Origin of the sequence: Vibrio sp. 1F279 (genome assembly GCF_041439815.1) — a bacterium.
Classification (GTDB): domain Bacteria; phylum Pseudomonadota; class Gammaproteobacteria; order Enterobacterales; family Vibrionaceae; genus Vibrio; species Vibrio tasmaniensis_A.
On sequence record NZ_JBGOOU010000028.1, the window covers coordinates 1 to 20,286 of the forward strand.

The 20,286-nt window shown below is 43.4% G+C and carries 24 protein-coding genes and 2 pseudogenes; 7 read left to right on the forward strand and 19 right to left on the reverse strand.

Annotated features, from left to right (window positions below):
- Positions 1–229 precede the first annotated feature (229 nt).
- The 6 genes from ACED60_RS18250 to artP form a co-directional block, all read right to left on the reverse strand.
- Positions 230–526 (reverse strand): hypothetical protein, encoded by a 297-nt coding sequence (locus ACED60_RS18250; protein ID WP_371728141.1) that lies wholly within the window; start codon positions 524–526, stop codon positions 230–232.
- Positions 516–869, reverse strand: a complete 354-nt coding sequence (locus tag ACED60_RS18255; RefSeq protein WP_371728142.1) for a hypothetical protein — start codon at positions 867–869, stop codon at positions 516–518. The genes ACED60_RS18250 and ACED60_RS18255 overlap by 11 nt, the downstream gene beginning before the upstream one ends.
- A 338-nt stretch (positions 870–1,207) precedes the next feature.
- Positions 1,208–1,876: an arginine ABC transporter permease ArtM gene (gene artM / locus ACED60_RS18260; protein WP_371728143.1), complete on the reverse strand. Its 669-nt coding sequence runs from the start codon at positions 1,874–1,876 to the stop codon at positions 1,208–1,210.
- The gene (artQ, locus tag ACED60_RS18265) at positions 1,873–2,559 is read right to left on the reverse strand and encodes an arginine ABC transporter permease ArtQ (protein WP_017078229.1); all 687 of its coding nucleotides are present in this window, start codon (positions 2,557–2,559) and stop codon (positions 1,873–1,875) included. Before artQ ends, artM begins: the two co-directional genes overlap by 4 nt.
- 3 nt (positions 2,560–2,562) lie before the next feature.
- Entirely contained in the window at positions 2,563–3,306 is a 744-nt protein-coding gene (locus ACED60_RS18270; protein ID WP_371695509.1) for a lysine/arginine/ornithine ABC transporter substrate-binding protein, read from the reverse strand.
- Positions 3,307–3,480: 174 nt separating this feature from the next.
- On the reverse strand, positions 3,481–4,209 hold the full coding sequence (gene artP, locus ACED60_RS18275; protein WP_371728144.1) for an arginine ABC transporter ATP-binding protein ArtP: 729 nt from the start codon (positions 4,207–4,209) through the stop codon (positions 3,481–3,483).
- 555 nt (positions 4,210–4,764) lie between these two features.
- Between artP and ACED60_RS18280 the strand changes: the two genes are divergently transcribed.
- Positions 4,765–6,588 carry an ABC transporter ATP-binding protein/permease gene (locus ACED60_RS18280; RefSeq protein WP_371728145.1) on the forward strand — a complete coding sequence of 608 codons (1,824 nt, stop codon included), beginning with the start codon at positions 4,765–4,767 and terminating at the stop codon, positions 6,586–6,588.
- 242 nt (positions 6,589–6,830) lie between these two features.
- On the forward strand, positions 6,831–7,295 hold the full coding sequence (locus ACED60_RS18285) for a thioesterase family protein (RefSeq protein WP_016786146.1): 465 nt from the start codon (positions 6,831–6,833) through the stop codon (positions 7,293–7,295).
- A gap of 127 nt (positions 7,296–7,422) precedes the next feature.
- Here ACED60_RS18285 and ACED60_RS18290 read toward each other — a convergent pair whose 3' ends face one another.
- Positions 7,423–9,678 (reverse strand): peptidase U32 family protein, encoded by a 2,256-nt coding sequence (locus tag ACED60_RS18290; RefSeq protein ID WP_017104327.1) that lies wholly within the window; start codon positions 9,676–9,678, stop codon positions 7,423–7,425.
- A gap of 104 nt (positions 9,679–9,782) precedes the next feature.
- Between ACED60_RS18290 and ACED60_RS18295 the strand changes: the two genes are divergently transcribed.
- The 3 genes and pseudogenes from ACED60_RS18295 (at position 9,783) to gltS (ending at position 12,250) form a co-directional block, all read left to right on the forward strand.
- The gene (locus ACED60_RS18295; protein ID WP_012604003.1) at positions 9,783–10,442 is read left to right on the forward strand and encodes a glutathione S-transferase; all 660 of its coding nucleotides are present in this window, start codon (positions 9,783–9,785) and stop codon (positions 10,440–10,442) included.
- Positions 10,443–10,637: 195 nt separating this feature from the next.
- Positions 10,638–10,802: pseudogene (locus tag ACED60_RS18300) on the forward strand (patatin-like phospholipase family protein); the annotation flags it as partial.
- A 224-nt stretch (positions 10,803–11,026) separates the two neighbouring features.
- The gene (gene gltS / locus ACED60_RS18305) at positions 11,027–12,250 is read left to right on the forward strand and encodes a sodium/glutamate symporter (RefSeq protein WP_371728146.1); all 1,224 of its coding nucleotides are present in this window, start codon (positions 11,027–11,029) and stop codon (positions 12,248–12,250) included.
- A gap of 151 nt (positions 12,251–12,401) precedes the next feature.
- Here gltS and ACED60_RS18310 read toward each other — a convergent pair whose 3' ends face one another.
- From ACED60_RS18310 to ACED60_RS18320, 3 genes are all read right to left on the reverse strand, one after another.
- Positions 12,402–12,851 (reverse strand): GyrI-like domain-containing protein, encoded by a 450-nt coding sequence (locus ACED60_RS18310; RefSeq protein ID WP_135381685.1) that lies wholly within the window; start codon positions 12,849–12,851, stop codon positions 12,402–12,404.
- Between the two features lie 67 nt (positions 12,852–12,918).
- On the reverse strand, positions 12,919–13,152 hold the full coding sequence (locus ACED60_RS18315; RefSeq protein ID WP_004733848.1) for a hypothetical protein: 234 nt from the start codon (positions 13,150–13,152) through the stop codon (positions 12,919–12,921).
- Positions 13,153–13,160: 8 nt separating this feature from the next.
- Complete coding sequence (locus tag ACED60_RS18320) at positions 13,161–13,412, reverse strand: Rho-binding antiterminator (protein ID WP_004733849.1); 252 nt, start codon at positions 13,410–13,412, stop codon at positions 13,161–13,163.
- 220 nt (positions 13,413–13,632) lie between these two features.
- On the opposite strand from ACED60_RS18320, the gene ACED60_RS18325 reads away from it, so the two are divergent.
- On the forward strand, positions 13,633–13,998 hold the full coding sequence (locus tag ACED60_RS18325; RefSeq protein WP_371728147.1) for a cytochrome c: 366 nt from the start codon (positions 13,633–13,635) through the stop codon (positions 13,996–13,998).
- Between the two features lie 79 nt (positions 13,999–14,077).
- Here ACED60_RS18325 and catB read toward each other — a convergent pair whose 3' ends face one another.
- The 4 genes from catB to ACED60_RS18345 form a co-directional block, all read right to left on the reverse strand.
- On the reverse strand, positions 14,078–14,704 hold the full coding sequence (gene catB / locus ACED60_RS18330; protein WP_017099903.1) for a type B chloramphenicol O-acetyltransferase: 627 nt from the start codon (positions 14,702–14,704) through the stop codon (positions 14,078–14,080).
- 93 nt (positions 14,705–14,797) lie between these two features.
- Entirely contained in the window at positions 14,798–15,529 is a 732-nt protein-coding gene (locus tag ACED60_RS18335; RefSeq protein ID WP_371728148.1) for a glucose 1-dehydrogenase, read from the reverse strand.
- 70 nt (positions 15,530–15,599) lie between these two features.
- Entirely contained in the window at positions 15,600–15,983 is a 384-nt protein-coding gene (locus ACED60_RS18340; protein ID WP_371728149.1) for a nuclear transport factor 2 family protein, read from the reverse strand.
- Between the two features lie 96 nt (positions 15,984–16,079).
- A complete protein-coding gene (locus tag ACED60_RS18345; RefSeq protein ID WP_017087143.1) occupies positions 16,080–16,796 on the reverse strand; it encodes an HAD family hydrolase in 717 nt (238 codons plus the stop codon).
- Between the two features lie 253 nt (positions 16,797–17,049).
- Between ACED60_RS18345 and ACED60_RS18350 the strand changes: the two genes are divergently transcribed.
- Entirely contained in the window at positions 17,050–17,382 is a 333-nt protein-coding gene (locus ACED60_RS18350) for a PBPRA1643 family SWIM/SEC-C metal-binding motif protein (protein WP_004733856.1), read from the forward strand.
- Positions 17,383–17,564: 182 nt separating this feature from the next.
- Here ACED60_RS18350 and ACED60_RS18355 read toward each other — a convergent pair whose 3' ends face one another.
- The 5 genes and pseudogenes from ACED60_RS18355 to ACED60_RS18375 all read right to left on the reverse strand — a co-directional run bounded on the left by ACED60_RS18355 (position 17,565) and on the right by ACED60_RS18375 (position 20,215).
- Positions 17,565–18,023: a DUF302 domain-containing protein gene (locus ACED60_RS18355; RefSeq protein ID WP_009846817.1), complete on the reverse strand. Its 459-nt coding sequence runs from the start codon at positions 18,021–18,023 to the stop codon at positions 17,565–17,567.
- 181 nt (positions 18,024–18,204) lie between these two features.
- Positions 18,205–18,461: pseudogene (locus tag ACED60_RS18360) on the reverse strand (hypothetical protein).
- A gap of 188 nt (positions 18,462–18,649) precedes the next feature.
- On the reverse strand, positions 18,650–19,042 hold the full coding sequence (locus ACED60_RS18365) for a hypothetical protein (RefSeq protein ID WP_102248895.1): 393 nt from the start codon (positions 19,040–19,042) through the stop codon (positions 18,650–18,652).
- A gap of 121 nt (positions 19,043–19,163) precedes the next feature.
- Positions 19,164–19,745 (reverse strand): HD domain-containing protein, encoded by a 582-nt coding sequence (locus ACED60_RS18370; protein ID WP_135381692.1) that lies wholly within the window; start codon positions 19,743–19,745, stop codon positions 19,164–19,166.
- 53 nt (positions 19,746–19,798) lie between these two features.
- Positions 19,799–20,215 carry a VOC family protein gene (locus ACED60_RS18375; protein ID WP_029225365.1) on the reverse strand — a complete coding sequence of 139 codons (417 nt, stop codon included), beginning with the start codon at positions 20,213–20,215 and terminating at the stop codon, positions 19,799–19,801.
- Positions 20,216–20,286: the final 71 nt, after the last annotated feature.

Sequence of the window (20,286 nt, forward strand, 5' to 3'; positions counted from 1 at the left end):
ACGTATATCAGCATGAGAACCGACGACATTACTTGCTTCATCTATGCGGTAACACTATCCCCTAAGCAACAAGAAAGGCTCTGATAATACAGGAGAGAAACTTCTACGTTTTTAATTGACAGTGGGGGTCATATCAACGCCGCGTTAAGTAGTAAGCAACACTTGGCTATACTTGAGCGAAGCAAAAATGCCAAGTGTTGCGAATCTGTCTTGAACGCTTTGTTATACGTTAATTTTTCGACGTACCCGATAACTGCTCGGTTAAGAAGTCATTCTTTTCTTTGTAGAACGAAACCATTTCGGTTAGCCTTTTATTCTCTTCTTTTAACTCTAAGACTTCCTTTTGAAGAGCAAGCGTGGACTCAAGCTTGCTTACCAACTGTTCTACCTGTTCAATTTTAACCATCTGATCAGATTGTGGTTTAAATTCTTTTTCGACGATTAGAAATGAAGCTAAAAATGCGGTTGCAACAGCAACCATTACTGTCAGCATCATCGTATATTTCTGAGTAAAACTACTCTCCATTGCCATTGTTCCCATTTGTATTTGCTTGTAGTGGTTCAAAAGCTTCAACTACTATTTTGATTGAACCATAAAGTGCTGTTAGAAAAAAAACTATTCCACCGACAAAAATGCTTCCAGAGTCAAACAGAGATGCCACCTCTGTACCTTGAATCTCTCGGGGTAGAGTAAATGCTAAAACGATCATTTTAATAGCTGCAATACTTGCTGCACATCCAAGCAAAAGCGGTACGATCATATTCAAATCGAAACTTCGCTTTCGCCAAATAATCCCTATAATGTATAAAATTAGCATCACAATACATAGCGCAGCAGTCGACTTAAGCCATATCTGATCGCTATTCATATTTCAAAATCCTCTATCTCCTCTGAGTTATTATCCTTTAACGTATAGCAGCTCTTAGACAGAAAAATTCTGCATTTAAATATAGAATTTTTCTATCTAGTTTCATATGCACGGGACTCTACCACGATTAATCACAGTATTTCAGTGACTTAAAACATAGATAAACTCATTGAATGACAAAATGCAGAATATTTCTATATAGTATGATTTTAGCGAAAACTCGCCCGTACTATATGTAATCACAGTACTCTGCACATACCCAAACACAAAAAAGCCTGCCATTTATGCGAACATTAATGTCAGGCTTTATACGTTAGTTAAGCTTTTGAGTGGCTAGCTTACGCAGCTTCGAATGCGAGGGCCTTCTTCTCTACCTGACGGAAGACCAGCGTTAATACACCATTCACGGCTAGGTAGAATGCGCCAGCAATGCCGAACACTGTGAGTGTGTCGTAGGTTTGGCCGTTGATACGCTGAGCGTATCCCATCAAATCCATGATGGTGATGGTGCTTGCCAGTGATGTGCCTTTGAAGACTAGAATCACTTCGTTCGAGTAAGCTGGAACGGCGCGACGTAGTGCGTATGGCAGTAACACTTTAAGCGTCGCGATTTTGTCCATGCCTAATGCGCGACATGCTTCCCACTGCCCTGCTGGAATCGCGTTGAATGCACCTCTGAACAGTAGCGTGCTGTATGCCGCGGTGTTCAGTGCGAGTGCTAACATTGCGCAGAACCAAGGTTGGCTAAGCCATGTCCATAGGAAGCTTTCACGAATCCAATCGAATTGACCCGGGCCGTAATACACCAAAAAAATCTGAACCAACAATGGTGTGCCGGTAAACAGCGTAATGATGCCACGAGTTAACCAGTGAATCGCCGGTATTCTTAGGATTAGCGTTACCGTCATCAGCAATGACAAGATACAACCAACAAGCAATGAAGCGCCTGTGAGTTGCAGACTGGTCGCTAAGCCCTCAAGCATTTGAGAGAGGTATTGTTGATTCATGCCATTGCCCCTTTGTTACCCAAACCTTGAATAGAGAACTTACCATCAATCACTTTTACCAATCTTTGTGTGATTAAAGTGATGACCAAGTAGATTGCTGCTGCTGTCGCGTACCAAGTAAATGCTTCGTGCGTTGCCGCTGATGTTAGTTGTGCTTGTTTCAACAAATCCGTTACGCCAATCAGCGATACTAATGCGGTGTCTTTCAGTAACACTAACCATTGGTTGGTTAACCCTGGTAGCGCGTGTCTTACCGCTTGAGGTAAAACTATACGAAAGAATGAACGTGATTGAGAGATACCAAGCGCGCTTGCTGCTTCTCTCTGCCCTTTGCTTACTGCTTTTAATGCACCACGCAAGGTTTGCGAAGCATAAGAAGCAAAGATAAGTGACAGTGCAACAACACCAGATAAGAACGGGCTCACTTCTATGAAGTCGCCAGTGATCATGAACAGAACTTGTGTCGAACCAAAGTAGATAAACAGTACGACCAGAATTTCTGGTAAACCACGAACAATCGTCACAAATGCAGTCGTTGGCCATTTGATTGCAATACGACGAGACATCTCACCACTTGCAAACAAAACTGCTAGAACCAATCCAACCAATAGGCTTACGAACGCAAGCTGAACTGTCATCCAGCTTGCTTCGACGAGCCCTAAAGAGTAACCCGTTAATTCCATAAATTACTTACCGAAGTACTTGTTAAAGATCTTGTCGTATTCGCCGTTCGCTTTCACTGCTGTAAGTGCAACGTTAAGCTGGTCTACAAGTTCTTGGTTGCTCTTGTTTACTGCGATACCAAAGCCGTTACCGAAGTACTCTTGGTTTGTTACTTGGTCGCCAACATACGTTAGGTTGTCTTGCTTTTTGAACCACTCAGCTACTACCGCTGTGTCACCAAATACTGAATCGATACGACCGTTTTTCATGTCGATGAATGCATCTTGGTAGCTTGAGTAAGGTACCGCTGTTACGCCAGCCATTTGCTCAAGTAGGAAGCTCTGGTGAGTTGAACCGTTTTGAACGCCAACACGCTTACCTTCTAGTGCTGCTTGGTCTGCTACTTTGCCTTCAATAGAGATGAATGCTGCAGAGTTGTCGTAGTAAGCGTTAGAGAAGTTTACTTGTTTAAGACGCGCTTCAGTGATGTCCATTGCCGAAATAGCGGCATCGTAACGTTTGAATTTAAGCGCTGGGATTAAGCTATCGAACGCTTGGTTGTGAAAAGTACAAGTCGCTTTCATCTCTTCACAAAGTGCGTTTGCTAGGTCTACGTCAAAACCTTGGATTTGGTTGTTCTCGTCCATGTATTCGAATGGTGCGTAAGTTGCTTCCATTGCGAATTTGATTTCATCTTGTGCCGATGCATTAACAGCCATGCCTGCTGAAGAAAGGCCGATAAGTGAAGCTAGTAGAATCTTTTTCATTTTGTTACTCCGAATCTGTGTGATTTTGACCTGTGGCCATTTTTATAATTTGATTTGTTTTAACTGAATCTATGTTTGACTAAATTGTGTTGTGATTAGCCGAATCAAGTAAATTAGCTGAATCTTGGGCTATGTGAATCCAATGCGTTAACTCAGGTTTAATGAGTCACTAATCTAGTGAGTCAAATACTCGGCAAACTCAGGTGTTTGCGGATTAACGAATGAATCGCTGGTGCCGTGTTCAACGATGTACCCTTTCTCTAGGTACAGAACGTGGCTAGCAATCTTCTTCGCGAAATCGACTTCGTGCGTCACGACCACTTGGGTAATGCCCGTTCCGCTCAATTCTTTAATAATGCTCACGACTTGGTTGGTGATCTCAGGATCAAGCGCCGCTGTTGGTTCATCAAACAACAACACATCCGGTTTCATCATCAGCGCACGTGCAATCGCAACACGCTGTTGTTGACCGCCAGACAGTTGAAGTGGCCAAGCGTCGGCTTTGTCTGCAAGTTGAAGTGTCTTTAGTACTTCTTGCGCTTGCTTAATCGCTTCTTGCTTATCCAAACCCGCAACTTTGGTTGGTGCTTCAATCAAGTTTTCCATCACCGTCATGTGTGGCCATAAGTTGTATTGCTGGAACACCATGCCGACTTTACGACGAAGTTTAAGCCCCTGCTTCTCTTGGATTTGGCTTGAAAAATCGACTTGCTCGTTCGCAATGTCTAATTCGCCGTTGTCCGCGATTTCTAGCAGGTTCAATACACGCAGTAATGAACTCTTGCCCGCGCCGCTTGGGCCAAGCAATACCAAGGTTTCGCCACTCTCACAGTCGAAACTGATGTCGTGAAGAACTTGGGTATCACCGTATGATTTGTTGACGCTCTTTACTTGAATACTCATGCCACAATACTGCATTAATTGTCATTTGTTGGTTATTCTATTCAATCCGAGGTTTTATGCAAGAAAAATGTATAAAAAACTACTTTGTTGAATTTTTGTAACAAATATTGCACAAAAAACAGTCGCTATAACTGGTCTTACAACCAAAATTCGCAAGTCATTGATAAAGTTAATATCGAGATAAATAGCAAACGTTTTACTATCAACTTATAAATCATTGCATGGTTGCTTGTTTATGTGTGCACTCTCCTATCAACGCTAATTTACTTGCATAAAAATTAGGGTTAAATAGCTTAGTTTCCTATCCAACTGACTGGTTCAGAATGCTTAGTTTTCCTTTAAGGTCGTTTCGAATTATTCACTTAGTGGTGAGGAAATATTGGAAATTGAGTTTCCTAGGGAGCGTCACAGCGCAATAAATGCTTTAATGGGTTCTATTCTCAACAACAAGTACCTCCCAGCGAACAACGCGCAGTACAGGCAACAAGCCATAAGCAATTAGTCATAAGCAACAAGCCATCTATTTTTAAAGCGACAACACATTAAGGCAGTCATATGCAAAACGATGTCTCTTCTACGCTCGACTCAAACCAGCGACAGACTCAAAAGAATCCCGATGCCAAACCTGAGAAAAAAAGCCTCAGTATTTTGTTTGAGCTAAGTAAATTCATTCAGCCTTATAAAGGTCGTGTTATTGCTGCTTTGATCGCGTTGATCTTCACGGCGAGCTTAACCCTTTCAGTCGGACACGGTATTCGCCTTCTTATCGACCAAGGTTTTAGCCAACAATCACTCTCAGATTTAGGCAGCGCGATTCAATTCATCATGGTCGTGGTCGTGTTGATCTCGATTGGTACTTTCTTCCGCTTCTATTTGGTTTCTTCTGTTGGGGAACGCGTGAGTGCGGACATTCGCTTATCGGTTTTCAATCATGTCGTGACGCTGCACCCGAGTTACTTTGAAACCAACGGCAGTGGCGACATCATGTCGCGCATCACCACGGATACCACTCTGCTTCAAAGTATCATTGGTTCATCGTTCTCTATGGCGATGCGCAGCGCGTTGATGTGTATTGGTGCAATCATCATGCTGTTTGCGACCAATATTAAGCTGACGTTGATTGTATTGGCCTCGGTGCCATTTATCTTGATTCCGATTCTTGTGTACGGGCGTCGTGTAAGAGCCCTATCTCGTCAAAGCCAAGATTCGATGTCTGATGTCGGGTCTTATGCCGGTGAGGCGATTGAGCATATTAAAACGGTTCAAAGCTACAGCCGAGAAGAGCAAGAGAAAGCGTCGTTCGCTGTTGAAGTGGAAAAGGCTTATGAGATTGGTCGCCAGCGTGTAAAACAGCGCGCGATTCTTATCTCTGGCGTGATTGTTATCGTGTTCAGCGCAATATCAGGGATGCTGTGGGTTGGTGGTAGTGATGTCATCAACGGCACCATGTCGGCGGGTGACTTAGCGGCGTTTGTCTTCTACGCCATTATGGTCGCTTCGTCATTAGGTACCATTTCTGAAGTGATGGGTGAACTGCAACGCGCGGCAGGTGCGACCGAGCGATTAATCGAGATCCTACAAGTTGAAAGCCATATTGTTGCGCCAGTTGCGAACCCAACATCACTCGATAACGTGACACCAGAAGTCGCTTTTGATGATGTGACCTTCTGTTACCCATCAAGACCAGACCAGCCCGCAACAAGCAACCTCACGCTAACGGCCCACGAAGGTAAAGTGTTGGCATTGGTTGGCCCGTCTGGCGCAGGTAAAACCACCCTATTCGAACTGCTGCAACGTTTCTACGACCCACAAGTGGGTAAAGTGACGCTAGGCGGTGTTGAACTGAATCAGTTTGATCCGAATGAACTGAGAAAGCAGATGGCGTTGGTTCCTCAGCAACCCGCTCTGTTCAGTAACGATGTGTTCCATAACATCCGATACGGAAACCCAGAAGCAACGGACGAACAAGTTATCGAAGCGGCGAAAAAAGCGCACGCGCACGAGTTCATTCAGAACTTACCTGAAGGCTATCACAGCTTTCTTGGTGAACGCGGTGTTAGGCTTTCTGGCGGCCAGAGACAACGCATAGCCATCGCACGTGCCATCCTAAAAGATCCGAATATTCTCTTATTGGACGAAGCAACCAGTGCGCTAGACAGCGAAAGTGAGCATCACGTACAACAAGCGTTAGAAGAGTTAATGCGTGGTAGAACGACGATCATTATCGCCCATCGATTATCAACAATTAAACACGCCGACCAGATTGCGGTGCTCGATAAAGGACAGCTAGTAGACATCGGCGACCACCAGTCTCTCATCAATAGCTGCGAATTGTACCAACGCTTAGTTGAACTGCAATTCAAACACCTTGATGCGTAATCATTGAGTGAATGTGCGTAAGTCGTTTGTTTAGTGAGACACTAATCAATAAGTAACGGAAAGTTAAGTCACTGACATTGTGTGGTTTCAAGCTTCAAAAACTTAAATCACACGTGTTGCAGTTTTGTTAATTTAACGGTAGGGTTTTTATTCCAATAACAACTTATCCCGATGAAGGATAAACAGATAACGTTAATTACCCAGATAACATTAACTACACAGATAACAATAAGAGAGTTCGCATGGAAGCACTATTATCTGACTACCCGGTAGTAACAGAAATCCCTGTCGCTTGGGGAGAAATGGACGCACTCAATCACGTTAACAACGCCGTATATTTTCGCTATTTCGAAACCGCTCGCTTAGATTTTTTCAAGCACGTTGAGCTGATGGAAGAGATGGCGATTACCAAAGTTGGCCCTGTTCTTGGTGACACTTACTGTAAGTATTTCCGCCCAGTCACGTATCCAGATACCTTGATGATTGGCTCTCGTGTTACTGATATTCAAGATGACCGATTCACCATGGAATACGCGATTGTCAGTAAGACTCAGCAAAAACTGACGACCATTGGCACCGCGACTATCGTGATGTTTGATTTTGCTTCAAACCAAAAAGCCCTGCTCTCGCTACGCTTAACCAACGAAATTGAAAAGATGAACACGTTGAAAAGCCCATGCTTCAAACAAGAAGCCGTGACGGAATAACGTATTCGCTGATTCAGAATACTCAAATACAGAAAGGCCACTCGATTGAGTGGCCTTTTGTTTATTACTTCACAGTGCTTACAAGCGGTTAAGCCTTATAGACCTTTAGTGTTATAAGCCTTGAACCCTATAGACCTTGAACGTATTGAGCGTTAGTTCGAACTTCAACCATCTGCTCTAGGTTCTGTTGTGAACCATCAACGCCGTCAATCAAACCTTGGAAGTGTTTGATAAGCTCTACTTTGTCTTGTACTTCTTTCGAACCCGCACCGATGTTGGTTAGGTCAATGAAGAACTCATCGAACAGACCAGAGAAATCCGTTACAGCGTCATGGTTTAAGAACTGCTCGTGGTTGTAAATGCTAGGGTAGCCACCCTTCTGCTTATCAACCGCGAAAGAGATACCTTTCACGTTAGTAATCGTGGTCGCTTTCTCACACTTCAGCATACAACCGGCTTCAATGCTTGGCTTGTTACAACCTACCGTTCTTTGGAAGAAACACTGACGACTGGTCATCATCAAGATTGGGTGGTAGATGCTGTAGAACAGTTTGAAGTTCTCTGGACGGCGAATATGACGAATCTGACCTTTGTTGATCTCGTTCGAAATGAAAGCACCAGCACAGTTTAGCTCTTCTTTCAGCGTAACCAATGCGTGAGAGTTTGTGGTGTTCATGAACGGGCCTGCTACCCACTCAATTCCCATCTCGTAAGCTTTGTAGGCAATACCCGTGTTGTTGGTCACGATGCGAGCTGGCTTGATCTCTTCAAGGATACGAACTGCTTCGTCGTAATCTTTGCCGATCAATACGGCAGGGAACCAAGGAATCAAACGTGGGTTTGCTGCCAAGATATCGATGTACTTGTTACAACGCTTCTTGAAGCTTTCAGGCAGTTTGAAGTAAACATCCGCGTCAGTTACGTCACACAGGTGCAAGTCTTCCACATCCGCGATAAGCATCGACATAGTTGGCTTCTCGTTCACCTTCGGTTGCTGAGGCAGTGCTGGCACTTCAACGTGCTTAATCACTTTCACAGAACCGTTTAAGATGAAATCGATTTCGTCTTTTAAGACCGACACTTCTTTCAAAGGAAGAATCAGACCTTCATCTAGGTTGTCGTAGTTACAGTTTTCAAGCGTATGAACAGCACTCTTCACTGATTTGAAACGCTTTTCAAGTAACGCCTGAGTAATCGCAGTCTCTTTAGCTGTTGCCAATAACGATTGAGATTGAACCGTAAAGTTTTCTTTTGGTGTGTTCACTGTCACCGTAAATGGTTGACCCACCTTAGCGCTAAACGACAATGACACCGGCGTTTTACGAATATCAAGGAACTCGATCTTGTCGCGCATTTCACTACCTAGCGCATTCTTAGCTTCATAAAGATCGCTAGTTACTTCTTGAATTTGCACAACAGAGATTTCATTGTTCTCTTTCGTCGCTTTATCAACGGCGTAGTTCATGCTGTTGTCACGAGGATTATCAATGAACATGTCTTTCGTTAGGTTGCCCTTAAGGAAAGAGTTGGTGAAATCACGGTTGAATACTTTGTGTAGGTTCGAATCGTCTTCGATCAACAAACCACTTTCTACAAAGCTATCAATCTGTTTACGCCATGTGTCTACCACAGTGTATACGTAGTGTGCGCCTTTAATACGGCCTTCTACTTTCAACGAGTCAACTTTCGCGTCAACCAGTTCAGGTAGGTCGTAGTAAGCGGAGTTATCTTTCAAGTTCAGTGGGAACTTGTTGCCTGCGTTGGTGATTTCGTATTCATCACGACACGCTTGGCTACAACGCCCACGGTTACCTGAGTTACCCACACTTACAGAGCTTGAGTAACATTGACCAGAGAATGCGATACACAAAGCACCGTGTACGAACACTTCAGTCAATACATCGTGATCGTGTGCCACTTCCGTCAGCATTTTGATTTCTGGTAGGTTCAATTCACGAGACAAGTTAACGCGCGTCGCGCCAATCTTAGACAAGAACTTAATCTGGCCTTCGTTGTGCGTCGTTAACTGAGTCGATGCGTGAACATCTAACGATGGGAAATGCTTTTTCACCAAATCAAACAAACCAAGATCTTGAACGATGATGCCGTCTAGTTTGGTGTTCACCAGTTGGTTCAGCAATTTAGTGATAGTCTTAATTTCATGCTCCAGCAGCACAACGTTAAGAGTCAGAAACACTTCACAACCATATTCATGAGCAAGGCGAATCACACCATTCAACTCATCTAACGAAAGGTTAGAGGCTCTGTTACGAGCGTTGAAGGTGTCTAAACCACAATAAACCGCATTGGCACCGGCCACGATAGCGGCTTTAATCGCCTCGACATCGCCACCTGGGGCTAATAACTCAATCTTTCTGCTCATTTTTGAAGTCGCTCACTTACTTATAATTTTTAAGGCGCGTATTCTACCTACAACACGATCTCTTTACCACCTAACAACACTTTCCAAACTAAATGACCTCAATAATGCCAAACGAATTCGATTTACCTATCCTTTATTCTTTAAGACGCTGCCCTTACGCTATGCGAGGAAGGATGGGCATCGCACTATCACAGCAGAAAGTGTTACTTCGAGAAATTGTTACCAAAGATAAGCCTAGCGAACTATTGGCCAGTTCGCCAAAAGGCACTGTTCCAGTATTGGTATTGCCTGATGGTCAAATCATCGAGCAGAGCTTAGATGTGATGAATTGGGCGCTTCAACAAAACGATCCTCAAGATCTTCTGCGCTTAAGCAATCCAATACTTAGCGAACAAGTCCAACAACTCATTAAAACCAACGATGAAGAATTCATTGGTCACTTAGAGAAATACCGCGCTTCAGTGCGTTACCGAAACATCGATAGTGAACAACGTCGACAAGCCTGCGAAGCGTTCATTAGTCAGTTAGAAGCGCTACTCACCGATCAGCCCTACTTTTTTGGAGAAACCCCAAGCTTAGCCGATTTTGCCGTGATGCCTTTTGTTAGCCAGTTCGTAAGAGTCGAGAAGAAGTTGTTTGTGCAATCTGAATATCAGAACGTTGGACGTTGGTTAAGAACGCATCTCGACAGTAAGCTCTACACCCAAGTCATGAAGCAATACCCTTTGTGGAATGAAACCAAGCAAGATTGTGTTTTTGGGTAGCATTAAGTCGCTATGAATTGCTGGAGATATCCCTAGATTACCGAAGATGACTGTAAACAGTTCTAAATAAGCATAGACAGCACTCTATTGTTATGAAAATCGTGACACTGAATCACAAGCGATGCCATTGATGGCATATTAGATATCAACGAAAATCGCCTTTCACTCAATCACAACGTTAGTTTGAAATGCGCTATGCCAAAAAACAAAGTAAACACATTCAACACACCTAGCCCCGATTTTAAAGGGTTCGCGAAAGTTTCACTGTTAGTGGCCTTCTCGCTTGCCCTTTCAGGCTGCAGCGCGAAAAACAAAGCAACCAACACAAGCCCATCTGCTGCGCAGCAGAATCAAGCCTACATTCCAACAAACGTTATTTACTCATCAAATTCCGACGGACTTTATGATAGACAAAGAAAACGTCGATCTATTGATTGAAGAAGGTAACAAACAACTTGTTGCCGATCCGGAATTCCGAAACTTCTTATCATTTGAACGCAACAAATAATGCTAATCTAGTTGCTTATTAAAGCGCAATTTGGCAACTAAAGTTACGTCATAACTTCACCTTTACAAGGATCACTATGGAATTTGAAAACAACATCTTACATCTCGGGTCATTCTTTGCAGTGACCATGGGGATCGTGGTTCTATTTATCGGTCGAAGGCTTAGCCAGGTCATCGGTTTTTTGAAAGAGTTCAGTATCCCTGAACCTGTCTCTGGCGGGATTTTGGCATCACTCCTGTTCGCGGTTTTATACGCGACGACCTCAATCGAAGTGCAGTTTGATCTGTTTGCCCGCGATGTATTATTGGTCTACTTCTTTACCACCATTGGTATTAACTCAAGTTTAAAAGACCTGTTCAAAGGCGGAAAGCCCTTGGTCATTTTGCTAGCAATCACTATCTTCTTCATGATCATGCAGAACATTGTCGGTATTTCTGTCACATCAATGTTCGGCTTAGAGCCTGTCTTTGGTCTACTCAGCGGAAGTATTTCGCTGATTGGCGGACATGGTACCGCGATTGCTTGGGCACCCAAGGTTGCAGAAGAGTTCGGTCTAGAAAGCGCGATGGAGATAGGTATCGCCAGTGCAACATTCGGGCTGATTTTAGCCAGCCTGATGGGTGGCCCTATTGCGAAGTTTCTCATCACGCGTCACAATCTCAAACCTGCCGACGGGCAATCAAACTCAATCGATTCAAATGCCAAAAAGCAACAACAAGCTCTTACATCATTTCAATTTTTAGATGCCGTGTTAGCGATTCATATTTGTGTCATTGTCGGCGCGTTGCTTAATGAATTGATCAGTCAGACAGGATTGCAGCTTCCATTGTTCGTATCGTGTTTGTTTGCGGGTATCGTGATCACCAACGTAATGCCAGACTCCTACCCGAGAATTTCAGGCGCTAAATGGCCAACACGCTCGCCCGCTATCGACTTAATTGCTGAAATCTCCCTGGGTACATTTTTGGCGATGTCACTAATGAGCATGCAACTTTGGACGCTCATTGACTTGGCTGGTCCCATCTTCGCGATATTGGCAATGCAGCTGCTACTGGCTGTGATAATCAATATCTTCATCGTGTTCCCATCAATGGGTAAGACCTATGATGCAGCCGTTGTATGTGCGGGGTTCGGAGGGATTTCGTTAGGTTCCACACCGACAGCCATGGCAAACATGTCGGCAGTAAGCCAGAAATATGGGCATTCAGCACAAGCCTTCATCATCGTGCCATTGGTATGCGCGTTCTTCATTGATTTAGCGAACGCCCTGATTATTCCTTACTTCATGAGAATGATGTAGCTGACCTTTGTTAAGACGGTACACCACAATTTGTAAAAGCGGTGTACCGCAATTTATTTAGGCGGTGTACCCCAATAAAAAGAGCCGCTCGTACAGAGCGGCTCTTTTGCTAATGACTCAATTTGCACTAAAACTAACGACAATCCAAAGCTTATTGAATCGCTATCGAAATCTCGACTTCAGTTTCGCCTTTGTAAAATTCAAAGTCTGTCGTGTAAGTTCGAACATGTGGGCAATCTGCTGCGTTGAAGTACGCCCACACTTCGCCCCATAAATCGATGACCGCTTGAGGAAGTTCACCTTCAGCAGAAAACGTCAGATATTTACCTGCTTCAATTTCGGTTTCAACTAGCGCATCTAAATTGTTATCGGTGAGTGCGCTAGTACAAGCGACGACATCAAATTCACCCGTAAAGTCAGACTCGTAATTGGTGTAGACACCATACACTTTTGAATCCGGCGTTAATTTTGGAAACGCTTGGTCAAAAAAGCCCTGCCACAATTGCCCTATCTTGGCTTTGGCCGGGTCAATCTCATCGGTATTAGTGGTTCTTACTGAAAAACCATACGCCTTTACGGCTTCAATCGTTTCTACTTTCATTCGTTTTATTCCTAAGCCAATTGACGATCTAACTGTATTGAATCCAATGTTTTGTAAAATAACACGACTAATCTTGTATCTCTTTATGCCCACATTTTTCGCAGACAAGGTGACGAGAAAACTCATCCATTGACGCGATAAACGGGCCAAGGAACCAACCTTTTATCATGCCTGCCCAAAACTCGCTTCGCTTTTGGTTAGGTTTGTCTGCAAACGCACTCGTCTTTCTGACCAACACAACAACATGTTGTGTGTCTTCTCTGCATGCGGTGCAATAGCATTGTTCTATGGTGTTATTCATTTGAAAGCCTATGACGTTTTGAATGAAATCTGCTGAAAATGAGGATTGTCGACACAGACTTCTAGTGTGGAAAGATCAGTGAGTACGACAAGTTGTTCTACACCTTGAATACTGACCTTAATGCACTCTTCACGGCTATCATTGCGTTGAGTATCTAATCCGACACATTCAATCTGCTCGCCAGACTTCAGCGTTAATTTGATTGGGTATCGGTGCATACACACAATCTCAATATAATCGTAATCGTTGCAACTAATCATAATACCCCTCCAATTCATCCACCACGCTAATGCGACACGCCATACTATGCAATATGCATATAATCAATCATTTACCCAAGTCACATTGATGTTCGTCCGAAACTAAACTTGCTTCTAAACCTACTTCTAAACTTAGCTTAATCCAGCTTAACCCATTCACGTTTCTTCTACTCACGCCTGCTTATTCTTTCATTGTTAAATAATAATCGAGAACAAAACAATGAAAACCATGAACCATTTACACGTGTTAGCTTTTTTAGGCTTAGTCGTTTCAATGATGACGTTTAATGTGAGTGCCGCCTCAGAAATAGATGCGAGGCACTTTGCTAATGGAAAAGCCAAATACACGCAGCTTTGTCAGGTATGTCATGGCGACAAAGGACACGGTGATGGCCCCACTGCCGCTTCATTACCACACAAACCTGCTAACATCGCTAATAAATTGAGCGGCTTTTTTACCAGCCCAAGCTCTTTAGCGGATGACATTTTAGAGGGCGATGTAGAACAAGGCATGCCAGCGTGGCAAGGTGTGATCACAAAGCAAGATGCGTTAGATATCTTGTGGTATGTAGATTCAATTCAGTAAGTTTTCGCTTGTGTGAGCATTCTTGTATAAACACCATGAGGGGCTACATTGTCACGCGTGGCTATATCGGGGACTGCGATTACTTGATCGCTTTCCAATAATGATAAAGCCCGTTGATATCTGAAGAGCACATCAACGACATCGCGCCTTTGATCTGTTCTTCGCTCCACTCCCACCATTTCATTTCTAACAACTGAGCAATCTCAGTGTCATCGAATCGATAACGGATATGGCGTGCAGGGTTTGAACCGACAATCGAGTATGGCGCTACATCTTTGGTCACAACCGCTCTACTCGCGATAATCGCCCCGTCACCAACCTTAACACCACTCATGATCATCGCTTCTGTACCGATCCACACATCATTACCAATCACGGTATCGCCAGAGCGTTCAAAGCCGTCGATCGCACCTTCAAACTTCTCGTCGTCTTGATAGAAAAACGGGAAAGTGCTGACCCACTGATTTTGGTGGCCTTGGTTTCCCGCCATCATAAATACGGCACCTGAACCAATCGAGCAATAGCTGCCAATGATCAGCTTATCGATGTCGGTTCTATCCGGTAATAGGTAACGCGCACAGTCATCAAAGCTGTGGTTATGGTAGTAACCCGAGTAATAGCTGTGCTCGCCCACAATTATGTTTGGGTTGGTCACTTGCTCTTTAAGTGACTTTCCAACAAACGGGCTTTCAAAATAGTTTTTCATGTTTGTACTCTTAGTTTCGTTCTTTTAGTTGGGTACTTTTGTTGCGTGTTTATGGTTTTAACAGGTTTATCTTAGTGTAAATGCCAACGTGCCCTAACGACCGCCTGCAATATCAATAAACGAACCGGTTACATACGACGCTTCGTCTGATAATAACCATGCGATAGAGTTAGCCACCTCTTCTGGTGTGCCACCTCGTTGTAACGGTAGCTGCGAAGCTAGTCTGTCTACGCGATCAGGCTCTCCGCCATCTGCGTGCATCTCAGTATAAATACAACCAGGCCTTACGCCATTCACTCGGATATTACGTGAAGCCAATTCAAGCGATAAGCCTTTGGTGAGTGAATCCATCGCACCTTTCGATGCTGCGTAATCCACGTACTCAAACGGTGCGCCCGTTCGCGAAGCAGCAGACGATACATTCACAATAGAACCCGTACCGTCAGCTTGTTTAATAAAGGCTTTACTGCAAAGGAAGCAGCTTGATACGTTCGATTTCATCACCTTTTCAAAGCGATCCAATTCGATGTCAACCAAAGGTGACTGAGTAAACAAAATCCCTGCATTATTGACCAAGTGAGTCACTGGACCTAACTTGTTACGAGCAATCTCGAATAAGGATTTCACGTCCGATTCAACAGACACATCCGCACGCACGCTTATGGCGGTTCCGCCTTGTTCACGAATCTCGTTCACTAGATCTTCAGCTCGCGACTCATTGTGTATGAAGTTAACACATACAGCATAGCCTTGATTGGCCAACAATTTAGACGTCGCCGCGCCAATGCCTCGGCTCCCGCCTGTTACAATCACTACCTTGTTCAATGAAACCTCCTAATGCCGCTTGTTTGTTATAACCTGGTTTTTCGTTACAAACTGATCGTATCGACACAAACTAATTGTTCGATACAACCTGAATCCACTGCGATCGCCAAGCCGGCGCTTCGAATGGGTCTGGCCAAAACTCAGTTTGCTTTTGAATTAAACCATCAACAACCGTGTGAAAGGTAATCACTCGGTCTTTCAATACACTGTCAGTAACCGAAACGTCCGTTACTACGGAATCTCCTTCACAGACAATCGAATTCAGGGTGAATTCCCAAACACCATTGGCTGGGTATTCAGAGTTGATTGCCGTAAAGTTATCGCGCCCTAATGTGAGTTCAGATGACTGAGGCCAATAGCCTTCAAAATCTGCGGCTAGCCATTCACTTGCCTTGGCAAAATCATTACTGCGCATTGCATCCCAAAAACCTAATACCACTTCTTTTGGTGTCATTATTCTTCCTTAAAATCGTTCAGTTATAACGAATTTTTTACATAGCTATTTAGGTACGTGAAGAGATCGCTTTAAGCGTACTTAAACTATATACCTCTACGTATACTTACCGATGATCGTTAAAAGATCATCGACATGGTTGGCAATGTAATCGGGCTTGGTTTGCCAGTTTTCAGGCTCAGATCGGCTATAACCGGCAGCCACCGCAATCACTTTTGCGTTCTTACCCAATGCTGCTTCAATATTGCGAGCAAACTGTGTATCCGCTTCATGGTCACCGATGTACATCAAACAAAGCTCGTTAGACTGATCGGCGCCAAATATGTTCTCAACACATTTCACGCCACCAAACGGGTGTGGCTTTTGGTGGCCGTTCGAGACATCGTCATAGCCCACTACCGATTTAAACAAATCACCAATGCCATAACTGTCGAGCACACCACGAATATTCAATTGAGAGTTTTGAGAACAGATCCCATGAGGAAGATGATCAAACTGACTTACCACAGTGTTCATCCCGTCAAACAAGGCGACAGCAGTTTGGTTTTTCTCTTGATGCTCTGCCCACATTCCACCGGCGATCAACATTTCGTCATGCGATAAGCCGTAATAATCGACATATAAAGCTTGCCAGTTTTTAGCACCGTGGTTGGCTTCGTGATAAAGCGTTTCGCTCAGCAGATATTTAGGTAAGTTCTCACCTGATAAGTGTGGCGCGACCACAGAGATAATATCTTTGGTAATTGCGATATTCTTTGGAACTGAATTCACTAAGGTTCCATCGTAATCCCACAGGATGGCATCTAACTTCATGGGGTATCTCGTTGTTTAAATTGACGATTTCAATTTATCACTTGAAGGCCTGTTAAGGGAAATCTTATTGTCTTGAGTTTCAAAATTAGTCTAATTAGAACAAAGCTATAAAACAAATAATTGCTGGCAAACAAAAACCAACAATCTTTACTCACATCACTGCTTTATCAATTGGAATATATGCGTATAATCCCCCGCTCTATAACGCTACCCAGCATAGGAATAGCGTCATCCCAAATTTTGTGAGTACCCAATGTCGAAACTATTTTTCAAAGGCCGTATTGAAACAAGACAGAACCACGTTCTTGCTGGCTACAATGTAAACCGCGATGTTAAAGTGGGTACTGAAGAGTCACCAGTTGCTGTAATGGTTCAAACTGAAGCTCGTAAAGCAGAAGTTGAAGCAATCGCGGCCGAGCATTCAATCTTTGTTACTGTATCTGTTGATGCAACTAAAGAAGAAAACACGCTTGAGTTCGACACATTACTAAACAAGCCAAAAACAATGACGTTCGAAAAGACACCTAACCGTAACGACCCATGTTCTTGCGGTAGCGGTAAGAAATACAAGAAATGTTGTGCATAAGCACTTCTGATTCATGCTACTCATAGTGTGATTGAGATGATTGATTAAAACGGGCAGATCACTACGATCTGCCCGTTTTTTTTATGTCCAGAGTTACTCATTTGGAAATATATTAGCTTTTAGAGAAAAATAGCTTTTGCTCAACCATGATAAATCAACCAACATGCTGGTGAACTATTGGGTTATTTCGCTTTAGCCACTGTCGCTTCTGACAACTTACTTAGTACACCCGATATTTTTTGAATCACTTTGTCACAGCCATTGATCGCGTGACGCTCTACCAAGTAATTAGGATCGTTGTAAGACAACCATACTTTCTTATTGGAATCTTCCGTGACTAACACCTTCTGCGGTAAATCTATCGCGACTTCTTGAGCACATTGCATTAATGGTGTCCCTACTTTCGGGTTACCAAAGATGATGACTTCGGTTGGTCTCAATTCAAGATCGACCTTACTCGCGTTTTTCTGATGGTCGATTCTCGCAAACAAGGTCAATCCTTTGCTTTTGGCGATTTCTTCAAAGCGGTCAGCGGTCTCTTTCACTGAGTAATTACTTTGATATTTAATCAAACCATCAGAAGCCGTAGCTGAAAATGATGCCGAGAGTAAAATGGCGCATAGTGGTAGTAATTTTTTCATCGTCACCTCTGAGATTTAACCTAATCAAACTTACATTCGTAGCGCCACTTCTAAAATCAGCGACGTAACCCATGTCAGTATAGACACGTTTCCATCCTCAATTTGCAGAGAGGATCACTTTTCTAATGCGTCTTATTATCAGCAGTTGAGATAGGAATTGTTTCAAAAGCTAAACACATGATCAGTGCCACGACTTAGTCCCACACTTTTCACACTGGTATTCGTAATCACTGTCGACATAAAAACCGGGAACATTATGGTCACCTTTAAACAATAACGTCATCAGGTACTCCATCAACACGCCTAGTTTCCATTGTTTCTTTTCAGATTCAGCTTCCGCTTTAGATTGAGCATCGGAAGCGTTAACAGCAAGGTCGGGGTAAGTGCGTTGCACTGCTCACAGTGATAAGGGTGTTTAATATATTTATTATCAAGCATTTATATGAGCCATCTGACATTTATTAAGTTGATGAATACTAACAACTTATCACTCGGTTCTCGAACTCATTGTTGTCCTTTAGAGTTTTATTAGAAAGAAATGAGACACGAGATAATACCATGTGCCATGTATCTACTTTTATTGGCATTGCGCAGAACAAAAAGAGTAACCGTGTATCGTTTGAAATTTAGTTAAGCGCTTTAATTAGAACCGTGTATTTCCACAGGTTTGCTTCATCTTCTCCGAGCTCGATACTTGCTTCTCCACCCTCTTTATCAAGAATAAAAACAGGCATCTGTCCGCTAGACTCTCCATTTTCATAATCGCATGACATTTTGGCTTCCAGTAGAATAGCGTTAGCTTCATGCTTAGAAAGAACACCCGAATAAATGCATTCTTCAGTTTGAGATGAGACTTCCTGTCCGAAAGAGTCGAACTTAAAGGTTGGGAAGTTGAGTTTTGATTCAGAATCCTCGACAGTGATCGACACTTGGTAATCGATAGCTTCAATATTGTTATCGGTTGCAAATACACAACCGGAAACGCCAAGTAACAATACAGCTAAAGCAGTGGTTTTCATGTGGTTCTTATTCCTTCAACAATGGGCTTGCTACTCTGAAGTAACACTATGAATTCCCGGGTTTAATTTAAACGTTGTTAGGTGAAACTTGTTTGCCATTACTTGGCAAGATAGCTAACTTTTACTTTAACAACCCTTTGTCCGCAGCACCTTCAAGTTGCACTTCTAGTTCTTTCCATAGAGCACGACTGCCTTTAGAGATACGCTCGCCATTAAAGGTCAGTACTTTGTCTTTGGATATGTTGTGCTTCTTCCAGCTGTGACCATCACCATGGATGTTATGAAGCAAAGGTGGCACTCTATCGATCGCCTTACCAAATCTGGCTTCCGGTGACTCACCCGCTTCGAACTCAAGCCATAAATCCAAATACTCGGTTCTTAAATGGCTTGGCAATGATTTCAGCAAGCGCTCAACACAGTTTCTCTCTTTGAGTTTGTTTTCTTCGGTTTCACTGGCATAAATGATGGTGTCTCCTGCATCGATTTCCCCAAGGTCATGTATCAGTAACATCTTCATCACTCGCGTAATATCGATTTGTTCATTGGCATAGTCTTTCAACATAAGAGCGCTCAAACAGACGTGCCAACTGTGCTCAGCGGAGTTTTCATATCGATCCAATCCAACCGGTTTTGTCTGTCGATGAACATCCTTTAATTGTTCAATTTCGACCATGAATTGCAGAATGCCTTTGATTTCTTCCACGATGAGCTTCCTTTAATTGAGCTTGAGCAACACACGAATGAGCCTTAGCTTATTTACCTGTTAGCCATAGGGTGTTCAGGGTTTAACTGAAGGAGATCCCACAAGTTACCGTAAAGATCTTCAAACACAGCAACGGTACCGTAGCCTTGCTCTTTAGGCTCTCGGACAAAGTTAATGCCCAAAGACGTCATGCGCTCGTAATCACGCCAGAAATCATCGGTGTTTAAGAATAGGAATACGCGTCCGCCAGTTTGGTTCCCGATGAAATCGTATTGCTCTGGCTTGGAAGCTCTAGCAAGTAACAGGCTCACACCTGTTGAATTTGGTGGAGCAACAACAACCCAGCGTTTATCTTCTTCTGGTAGATACGTGTCTTCGATGAGATCAAACTTAAGCTTGTTTACATAGAAATCAAGCGCTTCATCGTAGTCTTTTACCACGAGTGCAATGTGGACAATATTCTGTTTCATAACATACCTTGTTGGGGTTTTAGCTGCGTGGAATGATGCCATGAAGCAAGCAAAGACACTAGGTGTTCACG

Excerpts from the sequence above, each read along its gene's own strand:
- ACED60_RS18340 (WP_371728149.1), bottom strand. The coding sequence starts at position 15,983 with ATGACACCAAAAGAAGTGGTATTAGGTTTTTGGGATGCAATGCGCAGT.
- ACED60_RS18355 (WP_009846817.1), bottom strand. The coding sequence starts at position 18,023 with ATGAAAAAATTACTACCACTATGCGCCATTTTACTCTCGGCATCATTT.
- ACED60_RS18295 (WP_012604003.1), top strand. The coding sequence starts at position 9,783 with ATGCCAAACGAATTCGATTTACCTATCCTTTATTCTTTAAGACGCTGC.
- ACED60_RS18285 (WP_016786146.1), top strand. The coding sequence starts at position 6,831 with ATGGAAGCACTATTATCTGACTACCCGGTAGTAACAGAAATCCCTGTC.
- ACED60_RS18345 (WP_017087143.1), bottom strand. The coding sequence starts at position 16,796 with ATGAAGTTAGATGCCATCCTGTGGGATTACGATGGAACCTTAGTGAAT.
- gltS (WP_371728146.1), top strand. The coding sequence starts at position 11,027 with ATGGAATTTGAAAACAACATCTTACATCTCGGGTCATTCTTTGCAGTG.
- ACED60_RS18375 (WP_029225365.1), bottom strand. The coding sequence starts at position 20,215 with ATGAAACAGAATATTGTCCACATTGCACTCGTGGTAAAAGACTACGAT.
- ACED60_RS18290 (WP_017104327.1), bottom strand. The coding sequence starts at position 9,678 with ATGAGCAGAAAGATTGAGTTATTAGCCCCAGGTGGCGATGTCGAGGCG.
- ACED60_RS18255 (WP_371728142.1), bottom strand. The coding sequence starts at position 869 with ATGAATAGCGATCAGATATGGCTTAAGTCGACTGCTGCGCTATGTATT.
- ACED60_RS18325 (WP_371728147.1), top strand. The coding sequence starts at position 13,633 with ATGAAAACCATGAACCATTTACACGTGTTAGCTTTTTTAGGCTTAGTC.
- ACED60_RS18280 (WP_371728145.1), top strand. The coding sequence starts at position 4,765 with ATGCAAAACGATGTCTCTTCTACGCTCGACTCAAACCAGCGACAGACT.
- ACED60_RS18320 (WP_004733849.1), bottom strand. The coding sequence starts at position 13,412 with ATGATTAGTTGCAACGATTACGATTATATTGAGATTGTGTGTATGCAC.
- artP (WP_371728144.1), bottom strand. The coding sequence starts at position 4,209 with ATGAGTATTCAAGTAAAGAGCGTCAACAAATCATACGGTGATACCCAA.
- ACED60_RS18310 (WP_135381685.1), bottom strand. The coding sequence starts at position 12,851 with ATGAAAGTAGAAACGATTGAAGCCGTAAAGGCGTATGGTTTTTCAGTA.
- artQ (WP_017078229.1), bottom strand. The coding sequence starts at position 2,559 with ATGGAATTAACGGGTTACTCTTTAGGGCTCGTCGAAGCAAGCTGGATG.
- ACED60_RS18350 (WP_004733856.1), top strand. The coding sequence starts at position 17,050 with ATGTCGAAACTATTTTTCAAAGGCCGTATTGAAACAAGACAGAACCAC.
- catB (WP_017099903.1), bottom strand. The coding sequence starts at position 14,704 with ATGAAAAACTATTTTGAAAGCCCGTTTGTTGGAAAGTCACTTAAAGAG.
- ACED60_RS18315 (WP_004733848.1), bottom strand. The coding sequence starts at position 13,152 with ATGAATAACACCATAGAACAATGCTATTGCACCGCATGCAGAGAAGAC.
- ACED60_RS18365 (WP_102248895.1), bottom strand. The coding sequence starts at position 19,042 with ATGAAAACCACTGCTTTAGCTGTATTGTTACTTGGCGTTTCCGGTTGT.
- ACED60_RS18250 (WP_371728141.1), bottom strand. The coding sequence starts at position 526 with ATGGAGAGTAGTTTTACTCAGAAATATACGATGATGCTGACAGTAATG.
- ACED60_RS18270 (WP_371695509.1), bottom strand. The coding sequence starts at position 3,306 with ATGAAAAAGATTCTACTAGCTTCACTTATCGGCCTTTCTTCAGCAGGC.
- artM (WP_371728143.1), bottom strand. The coding sequence starts at position 1,876 with ATGAATCAACAATACCTCTCTCAAATGCTTGAGGGCTTAGCGACCAGT.